The organism is Candidatus Manganitrophaceae bacterium (assembly GCA_012960925.1).
Taxonomy (GTDB): domain Bacteria; phylum Nitrospirota; class Nitrospiria; order SBBL01; family JAADHI01; genus DUAG01.
Window position 1 is genome coordinate 20,427 of sequence record DUAG01000034.1, and the last position, 9,476, is coordinate 29,902.

Annotated in this window: 4 protein-coding genes and 2 pseudogenes; 2 read left to right on the forward strand and 4 right to left on the reverse strand. The window is 51.7% G+C overall.

The features are described 5' to 3' along the window. Nucleotides 1-153: 153 nt before the first annotated feature. Nucleotides 154-294, forward strand: a pseudogene (locus EYQ01_04515) (type II toxin-antitoxin system HicB family antitoxin). A gap of 133 nt (nucleotides 295-427) precedes the next feature. Next, a complete protein-coding gene (locus tag EYQ01_04520; protein HIE65067.1) occupies nucleotides 428-1,783 on the forward strand; it encodes a penicillin-binding protein in 1,356 nt (451 codons plus the stop codon). 74 nt (nucleotides 1,784-1,857) lie between these two features. On the opposite strand, the gene EYQ01_04525 is transcribed toward EYQ01_04520, so the two are convergent. The 4 genes and pseudogenes from EYQ01_04525 to EYQ01_04540 all read right to left on the reverse strand — a co-directional run bounded on the left by EYQ01_04525 (nucleotide 1,858) and on the right by EYQ01_04540 (nucleotide 9,186). Continuing rightward, nucleotides 1,858-6,009, reverse strand: coding sequence for a hypothetical protein (locus EYQ01_04525; protein ID HIE65068.1), 4,152 nt, complete (start codon nucleotides 6,007-6,009; stop codon nucleotides 1,858-1,860). 59 nt (nucleotides 6,010-6,068) lie between these two features. Next, nucleotides 6,069-6,710, reverse strand: coding sequence for a DUF502 domain-containing protein (locus tag EYQ01_04530; GenBank protein ID HIE65069.1), 642 nt, complete (start codon nucleotides 6,708-6,710; stop codon nucleotides 6,069-6,071). A 229-nt stretch (nucleotides 6,711-6,939) separates the two neighbouring features. After that, nucleotides 6,940-8,818, reverse strand: a pseudogene (locus EYQ01_04535) (AMP-dependent synthetase). A 53-nt stretch (nucleotides 8,819-8,871) separates the two neighbouring features. Beyond that, entirely contained in the window at nucleotides 8,872-9,186 is a 315-nt protein-coding gene (locus tag EYQ01_04540) for a DUF2061 domain-containing protein (protein ID HIE65070.1), read from the reverse strand. Nucleotides 9,187-9,476: the final 290 nt, after the last annotated feature.

Consider the following 9,476-nt stretch of genomic DNA (forward strand, 5'->3'; position numbering starts at 1 on the left):
AATCGCAGAGAATAGTCGGCTATTGGGAAGATTTGCAACGCAGAAGCGGGACATTCTTGCCCTGAAAAATAATTCATGACTCATTCAGAGGTTCCTTGATAAGTGTTCCGCGTCCTCAGTAGTCAATACTCACTTTTCTAGATGGAGGGAGAAATGAGCTACTACGTTTATGTTACACAGACTTCCCGGTATTACTCTGCCGAGGTTCCCGCCCTGCCTGGGTGCCGGACCATTGGGCGGTCTGAAGCCGAGGTGATTGAAAATATCCGTGATGTTGTCCGCGGCTATTACCAAAGTATGAGAAAACGAAACAAGGCTGTTCCAAAGGTGAAGGTGATCAGGGTTTCAAACAGAGACCTTTCACCCGCGGAAAGGGACGGACAGAACGATATTCTGGCAGGTTCCCAAGAATGAAGGTGCCGTCAGAATGGGTTCAAGAGTTGGAAGGAAACACATCGCATTGAATAGACGCCACCCTGGGGTTCCTCCCCCTCTCCCTGCGAATTACTTTCGTGACAGATCGGGCGAAAGGCATGAAGACAAGAAATGGGCCTGGATGACGGTCCTTCTCATTCTGGGGGTTTCACTCGTCCTCGCTCTTGAGACCTGGGTGATGGGGGAGTTGAGTGTGGGTCCCTTTGATGAGGTCCCTCTGGTCCTAGAAGAGGGATCCATTCGCTTCAAATCCTTTAGGCCGGAGTTCACCCAAGTTGTAAAGGGGCAATATTCAACCCGTTTCGAGAATGGGGTGACTGCGGTATATACAATAGACCCGGTGATTCAAGAGGCTGCAGAAAAGTTTTTAAGTAAATACCGGGTTCCTTATGGCGTATTTGTGGCCATAGATCCAAGGTCCGGAAAAGTCCTGGCAATGGCGGAACATTCTTCCAGAGACCCTCAGGCGAAGGATCTTGCCCTCCGATCGACCTATCCGGCGGCCTCTATCTTTAAGCTGGTGACCGCAGCCGCCGCGATCGAAGAAAAAAAAGCCCTTCCGGGGACTGAGATCGCGTATCGGCGGGATGTGAACCGGCTTCGGCCCAAGTACTGGACTGATAATCCTAAACGAGATCTTTTAAAGAGCAGCCTCAGCAGCGCTCTGGCGAAATCAAATAACGTGGTTTTTGCCAAGGTGGCTCTTCGATGGCTCAATGTCCCGATGTTAATGGACTATGGGGAACGTCTCGGGTTTAACCGCCAGATTCCTTTTGAACAGCCCTTGCAGGTGAGCCCCATGATCATAGAAGAGAGTGAGATGGGCCTGGCCCGGGCGGCGGCCGGATTTGGAAAGGTCGGCCTTTCCCCTCTCCATGCGGCCCTGATTGGAGCCGCTATTGCCAATGAGGGTGTGATGATGGCCCCTTGTATGATTGATTCTGTTCTGGGACCGGAAGGCGAAAAGATCTATGAATGTATCCCGAAGGAATTACCGGGTTCGATTTCTTCCCGAACCGCATCCTACATCCAGGAGATGATGGCGAAGACGGTGGAGCGTGGAACGGTCAGGAAGACTTTTCGCCGTCGAAGGCGGGCCCGGGACCTTCGAGGTGTTTCGATCGGCGGGAAGACCGGCTCGCTCCGGGGCAAGAACCCAAAAGGCCGTTATAGCTGGTTTATCGGAATGGCTCCCCTGGAAAATCCAGAGATCGCCTTCGCGGCGATGATTGTCAATGATCCGATATGGCACATCAGGGCGCCTGAATTGGCAAAGGCCGGTTTAAGCGCCTACTTCAAATCAAAACGTCTTCGCCCCAAGGAAGAAATGGTTCTTAAGTCAAAGTAAGGCCCGCGAAGTTCTTCCCTCGCTCCCCCTTTTTTTGCATCCGAGTTGTTTCTGAGAATTTATGACGGCCGAAATTATGGCGTTTTTGGATTGACCGTGATGGCTCTTGGTTGGCGGAGACCCGTGTTGTCGCCGATGATGGACCGGTGTTCCGCATCGCCCTCCGCCAGGCTGGCATTATTGAAGATATGGACGGCATTGGCTACCTGGTCGGTGACATACAGAAGGTCATTGGCCGTGTCGAGGAAGAGACCGGTCGGTCTGGTGAATAAAGAGGTCCCCACCTGAATGGTATCCCCGACCTTCAGTTGTGTTCTGAAGAGTGTTCCTTTGACTAAGATTCCGTCAAGGAAGGTATCTTCGTTTCCTGTAACTGTCGTCGAACCATTCGTTACATTGATCTTTCCGAAGAGAAAGAAATCGGTAGTGGTCTCAGAAAAGACGTCCCCTTCACGTCCATAGGTCATGCCGGTTGCTGTCCGCCCAGTGTAAGGGGCCGTCAAGGTGAATTGGGTGTCAGAGTTTGGGTCAATCGAAGCGATGATGCCTTTATTGACCGGTGAAATCACACGGGCGGGTGAAATATTAACCGCTCCGGTCATCGTGGAAACCCCTGCAAAAACAAGAATTTCCTGGTCCAGGAGATTCAGGACATATAAAAAGTCATGTGTAGCATCAAAAGCGACATTGACTGGTCGGCCGATCTGGGTTAAATCACCCGCCAGAGTGGTCTTTAGCGCCCCGATATTATCAAAAATCAGAACAGAATCGCCTCCGGTATTTGCCACATAGACTATTCCAGTTGGCCCGACGGTCAGGCCGTGCGGCCTGATCAATGCGGGGTTTGTAATGCTCAGAGAGGAGGGAGAAGGGGTGCCTTGTCCCAAGAGATCGGCATCATCAAAGACCAGAATATTGCAGGGAGTCGCCGGAGCCGTCACGCTGCACTTGCTGACATAGCCAATGGGTCCTGGTATGCCCGTTGGATCGTCCAGGTGTGTCGGCGCCGTCCATCGGGAAACGAGGCTCAGGGTTAAATCATCCTTGATCTTTGCGACGGTCACAGATTTATTGTTAATGGTGATGATGTCACCTGGAAACAGTCGGTCCGGCCCGGTTTCGAAAGAGGTCCCTCTTCCTGTTACAACAGAGGAATCAACTTGAACCGATAGGAAGCCGGGTATTGCAATCGTGCCTCCGCTGTTTGCAATATAAAGTCGATTATTGGGGACATCGATAAAGAGTCCTGCAGGGTTGTTCAGAAGGTTGGCATTGGTAAACTTTGTGATATTGGTGGGCGGGGTAGAAGAGATGTTGCTGTCCAAGGTACTTGCACCCGAGATAATCATGATGCTGTCATCTCCCGCTGCCTCATTGTCCCCTTGATCTGCAACGAAAAGGATATCATTTACAATATCGAGGGCAATCGAGGCAGGGGTGGACAATGCGGGGTCGCCACCTGAAAAAATACGGCTTGGGGCAAGCTTTCCCTCGGTCCCAAAGGCAAGGAATGCCCCTCTCGGACATTCAAAGGATGGGGTGGAGCAGATTGGGTTGTTTGGGACGCCGACAGGCTGTCCAACGAAGAGGGTCTCTCCATTTCCCCGATCATGGAAGAGCAGTGCTCCGGTGCCATTGTCAAAAAAACCAAGGTGTGCAAAGTCGAGGCGTGTTTTATCCCCTGATATTGTTCTGTTTGGATTTGTGGTCCCATCCAGAGTACTGGCCTCATCAAAGACCAAGATTGAATTATTTCTACGGCTTATTAAGAAGAGACGATCCAAGTTCATATTGATTACTGGGGCGATGGGATCGGATAGCGTTGCAATCGAGAGGGTCCGGTCGGGCAGGATATCTACAAATGTAGGGCCGGGTCCGCTGTTTTTAGAACTGGCCATGTCAAAGGCAAGGACGTTATTGTTGCCGACATTGGTGACGTAAAGAATATCACGTATCGTATCGATAAAGAGTCCGGAAGGTCGATCCATTACGCTGCTGCTGATCGTCCGGTTTTTTGCAGGGTCATCAAGGTTAAAGATGATAATTCTGTTGTTCCCTTTATCGGCGATATAGACATCTCCTCCGGTGACGGCCATTGCGGTTGGGCCGTCGGAGGTGAGTCCGGCAGACAAGATGGTTGGTGGCGGTGATGTCGGTAAGAGAAGCGTCGTTCCCGCCGGGCCGATATTGGTATTGGTCGGGAACCCGGTGATGGTGTCCAGATCATAAATCACGAGCCCGGTTTTGAGACCTGATGTGCTTAGAATGAGCAACTTTTCGCGCCCTTTATCGACATAGACTCCCTTGGGAGAGGCGATATTTAAACCCTGAAGGCTCCAACTGGGGGCCGTACTGGAGAAACTCTTTGTGCTGATGTCATCATATACCGTGATTTGAAGGTTGGGTGTTTGGATTTTGCTTGTGAAATTTGAGATAAAGAGGCGATCAAGGGCTTTATCATAAAAAAACCCGCTGGGTGATTCCAGGTGAGTCTTCTCTTTGTCGAATATTAGTATGTTCCCGGAATTGATCTTAAAGGGGTTGATGTTCCCATCCAGGGCGAAGGTCAAGATGTTGTCCGCCCCGGGATTGGAGACATAAATCGCGCCATGATCCGGATCGATAGCGATGCTGACAGGATTGGTCAGGGAGTTCTCATTCGAAGTGACATCCCCGCCGAGCCTTCGGTCGGGTGGGAGCGCACAGACTTTCGTTGGCGTAGGTCCTGTTGTGGCCGGACACTTTGTCAAATCATCGATCGATGCGATTGGATCACTGAAGGCCAGGATCGCCGTGCTGTCGATATTGCCACTCTCCGGGAGATTGATATTGTTGGCATTGTTGTTGTTGACGACATACAGCACGTTGTTCACCGTGTCGAAAGCAACTCCGGTCGGCACTCCGAATTGAGAAGTATTGCATCCCTCCGGGAAAGGAATCGCCTCCGTGGGAGTACATTCTAGCGGGAGCAGATCGTTGTTGGTCAGAATAACCCGTTCCGGGAAGACCGTTCCGTCTCGCGTACTTGCATTTTCATAGATGAGGATACCGGGCTGATTGAATCCGGTATTGGCGACATAGAGCCGGTTATTCCCTTCATCCATAAAAATCCCGAAGGGAATATCGAGCTGTCCGGCAATCTTGTTTGGGTCGGGTGCACTTGGATCAGGACCCAGATCGTCATGTGGGGCAATTTGGCGATCAGGCAGTCTTTTACAGAGGCTGACGTCGAGTGGCGGGTCTTGGTTTACTGAGAAACATACTGCCGGCAAGCCACCGGCATTACTCGCATTGTCGTAAACCAATATCGAATCGTTCCCCACATTTGAGATATAAAGGATGTCTCTTCCAGTATCGACGGCGATGCCCCTTGGAAAAAAGATCGTGGTTGTTTCGAAACCCGCCAGGACGCCGCTTGGGGTGATATCGCCTTTCAGAGACGGTATGGGGGTATCGTTGAAACGAAGGATGGAACTTCCGTCTCGGTTTGCGACATAGAGTCGGTTGTTTGTGGCGTCATAGGAAACTGCAAAAGGGTGATCGAGTCGGGTTCTTCGACCGGAGATGCTTCGTGTGGGGATGGCCAAACCGATATCGAAATTTTGAGTATCCACGTCTTCAAAAATATCAATTGAATTTCCATTCGCGTTTGCAACATAAAGGGTGTTGCGGGGCGGGGTGCTGGTAGAATCAATATCCAGGAAGAGACCCATGGGGCCGACCATAGATTTTGGAAAGCGACGGCTGGGAGCGATGTTGCCTTCGGAAACAAGAGGGAGAACATTACCCTGGACGTTCGTCCAGGAGGGGCTGAGTCCTGAAGTCGTTGTTCCGGGAAAAGGAGCGGTTAGTGTGAGATTGGTGTTGTTTATAATATTTAAGACGCGGACCGTCTGTCCGCCAACCTGGAATGTATTTCCGGGGGCGAGTTCGTTCGTGAAGCGTGTGTCAAACCCCACGATTCCAACGTCATTATTTGTAACGGCGACTGTACCGGTCAGGTTGAATTGTTGAGGATCAAAGGCAATCAGGCTCCCGTCGCCTGTGTTGGCGACGAAGATCGTGGCCTTATCTCCATCCAGCCCTTTTGTGGCGGTGATATCCTGTATTTTCGGGTTGCTGATGTCGCTGCAGCCAACGAGGGCAAGCACCAGCAAGATGCCCATCAGGGAAAGGGCCCTGGCGGAAGAGGCTGGTTTCAATGGTCGCAACCTAAAATAATCCATCGGAGCATTATTTTGTAAAAAAGCCTTTCTGTCAAGCGAAAAGATGATTTTCAACCCGTTTAAGATGAGAGCGGTTTTTTTTTATACTGATTGATCAGCCGTGAAGATCCGGCACCGCAACTGATAATGGATCGCATGGCATCTTCGACCGGCACATCGACGGGGTGGACATATTCTCCTTTCAGATGATAGATGTTTCCGGAGGTCGGATTGGGACCTGTGGGAACAAAGACGGTATAGCTTCCATCCGTATGTGTGTCGGTAATAAATGCCGAGACAAGCGTTTCATTGCCGAAAATCTGCACCAGGGCGACGGAGGAAAAGGGAGACTTATTTTTCCCGATGAACTGGATAACGGTTTCCTTCACCAGGGTGTAGCCGGGGGCTTTTTTCAGGAGGCGTTCTTCGAGGATGTCATAAAGCCATGTGCCGAGGGAGGTTTGGACAAAGAGTCCGACAAAAAAACAGCCCGCCAGGATGACAGCGAGGACCACGATATCTGCCAGGATCCTTTGCACCTCGGATTGTGCCATGACGAGGTTGGTTAAGGGGTGAATAATATCCGTCACAAAACCGAAGATAGACTTAAAGACAAACAGCAGAATGGCGACAGGGAGAATGACGACCAGGCCACCGATGAGAGATGTTTTAAAAAATGCCTTTATTCTGTCCAAGCCCTTCCCTATATCTGTATAGCCCATTTTTACAGGATTGGCGTGTTTTTCGCAACCGGGCAGGTGGCCCCAAGATCAGCGATTGATCTTGGGGCAAACCGTCAGGTCGCCTGAAAGACAAGGCCAGAGACCATTAAGGACGACCGAAGCGTACTCATCCGTACGGTGAGGCGTCCGTTGGCCGATAACGCAGTAATTTTAGGCGAATCGGCGGTTTCTAATTCCGTAATCTCGGAATTAGGGATGGCGTCCTGCCTTATCTTGCCCTGGAAGGTTGTGGGATTTCTTCAAGAGCGGAGGGATTTTCTATTGACGAGAGATCTCCAAGAACTTCACCGAGATATTTTGCCCGGATGAGTCGCCGGACGATCTTTGCAGACCTTGTCTTGGGGAGTTGGGAAACAAATTCAATTGCTTTTGGACGGAAGGTCTTCCCCAAGACTTTGATGATCTCCGTTCTCAGGCCGATTGCATTGGGTGAATGGTCCGGCTTGAGTACGACAAAGCAGATGATGGCCGTGCCTTTCAAGGTATCGGGAACGCCGATGACGGCTGCTTCGGAAACGCTGGGGTGTGCGATGAGGACCGACTCGATCTCGGCCGGTCCGACGCGCCGGCCCGCGACATTCATCGTATCGTCCGAACGTCCGTGCAGAAACCAATAGCCGTCCGGATCAATCCTGGCCTAATCGCCATGAAACCAGATGTTTGGCCAGCGCGACCAGTAGGTGGAGAGGTAGCGCTCCCGGTCTTTCCAGAAGCCGCGTGTCATCGAGGGTGCAGCTTGTTTACAAACGAGGTGGCCGGTTTTTCCCCGGACCGGCTTCCCTGCATCGTCGAAGACATCGATATCCATCCCGAGTCCCGGTCCGCGCAAGGTCGATGGCTTGAGCGGTGTGATCGGCAAGGGGGCGAGGAAACAACCGATGATCTCCGTCCCTCCGGATATGTTGATGATGGGGAGCCGCTTTTTCCCGACCTCCTCAAAGAACCAGAGATAGCTTTCGTCGTCCCAGGGCTCACCGGTCGATCCCAGAAAGCGAAGGGAAGAGAGGTCATGCCGGGTGACCGGCTCGTCCCCAGCCCGCATCAGGACCCGGATGGCGGTCGGAGAGATCCCGAGATGGGTGAGCGCCCCTTCATAAAGAAAGGCCGTCCCGCCTTGCATGTGAACTCCTATCAACATCCAGGGTCCCATCATCCAGCCGATATCGGTTAGCCAGAAGAAGCGGTCTGAGGGTTTGACATCGAAGTGATAGGCCAGCTCTTTCCCAATCTGGGCGATGCAGCCTCCATGAGAATGAACACATCCCTTGGGGGGTCCGGTCGTTCCGGAGGTATAGAGAATGAGGGCGGGGGCCTCGGCGTCTACAGGAAGAGTCGCCCTCTTCTCAGTAGAGCCTTGCTCAATAAAACCACGATACCAGCAGTCACGAGTTGCGTTCCATGCGATCTTGTTCCCCAGTCGGGGGAGAACGATAACACGCTGTAAGGAGGGGACGTGGTTTGCGGCCTCATCTGCCGAGTGTTTGATCTCGATGACTTTTCCGCGGCGCAGGGTGCCGTCTGCCGTAAAGAGAATCTTTGCATCGGCATGGCGCAGTCGTTTGGCCAGCGGACCGGCGGCAAAACCGGAGAAGATCGGAATGCAGATGGCACCAAATCTTAAGGGAGGCATAAAAAACAGCCACCATCTCGATGGTCATCGGCATGTAGATCCCGACGGTATCCCCTAAGCGGATCCCCTCTCTTCGAAGGGCGCCGGCCAGACGGCAGACCTCCCGGTTCAGCTCCAGATAGGTTGCGGTCCGAACGGCCTGATCTTCTCCCTCCCGTGCGATTGCGTTCGCACGGGAGGGAATATGCCGGTCGAGACAGTTTGTGACGATATTCGTCCGACCTCCGATGAACCATTTTGTCCAGGGAAGTCCTTCGGAGGCATCAAGCACGGCCTCATAGGGCGTTTCCCACTGAATGTCCAAATCGACCATGACGGCGTCCCAAAAGCGACCGATATCGGGAATGGACCAGGCGAGGAGTTCTGCGTAGGAGACAATGTGATGGCGTTGCATCAGGCGATAAATATTGGATGTTTTGATCAGTGATTCCGAGGGGGACCAGATGATGGTGTCCATAAGAAATTATACCCCTATGGCTGTGTGGGAAACAATCATCGGTAGGGGTAGCGTTAGGGGTTTGATTCTATATCGATGTTTTTGTCGTTTTGTCCTTTGCGTCCTTTACGCGGTTTCTTTCGTTTCTCATGGATGACCTTCGTTTCGATCTGTCGGATCGTTCCTCTGGGGAGGAACTGCCAGATGCGTTCATGCAGGTAGTAAAAAAGGAGCTTGGCAAAGACCTCGATGGCGCCGATCTCCAGAGCGATTGAGGGGTCACCCGTAATGATATAGGCGATGACGATCGTCGTCCCGGTGGCAACGAACCGCCAACTGAGTCCTTTCAAGATGCTTCGTAAATGTGTTTCGCGTGATTGTTTGTTCATTCTATCCAACGTAAAATTGTGAGACCAAAAACCTGTGGATGTTCCGCCGTTTTTACGGGTTTTCCTAAATAAAACAATCAAGTCATATCCAGCTCTTCAGGATATTCCTGATTGTGGAAGGGTATTAGACTCTGGTGCCTAGGTCAACTAAAATAAAAAAGGCCGGTCAAGCCTCTTTTCAAGATGTATCCGGACTTTTTTATTGTGCGCCGTACCCTGAGGGCTTACCCTCCAGGGTACGGCGCACAATCGGCTAACAAATGATATCATCCTGCCTTTTGAGCGCATAG

What these genes read in the sequence shown, in the direction of transcription:
- EYQ01_04520 (HIE65067.1), top strand. Translation starts at nt 428, where the DNA reads ATGGGTTCAAGAGTTGGAAGGAAACACATCGCATTGAATAGACGCCAC.
- EYQ01_04525 (HIE65068.1), bottom strand. Translation starts at nt 6,009, where the DNA reads ATGGATTATTTTAGGTTGCGACCATTGAAACCAGCCTCTTCCGCCAGG.
- EYQ01_04530 (HIE65069.1), bottom strand. Translation starts at nt 6,710, where the DNA reads ATGGGCTATACAGATATAGGGAAGGGCTTGGACAGAATAAAGGCATTT.
- EYQ01_04540 (HIE65070.1), bottom strand. Translation starts at nt 9,186, where the DNA reads ATGAACAAACAATCACGCGAAACACATTTACGAAGCATCTTGAAAGGA.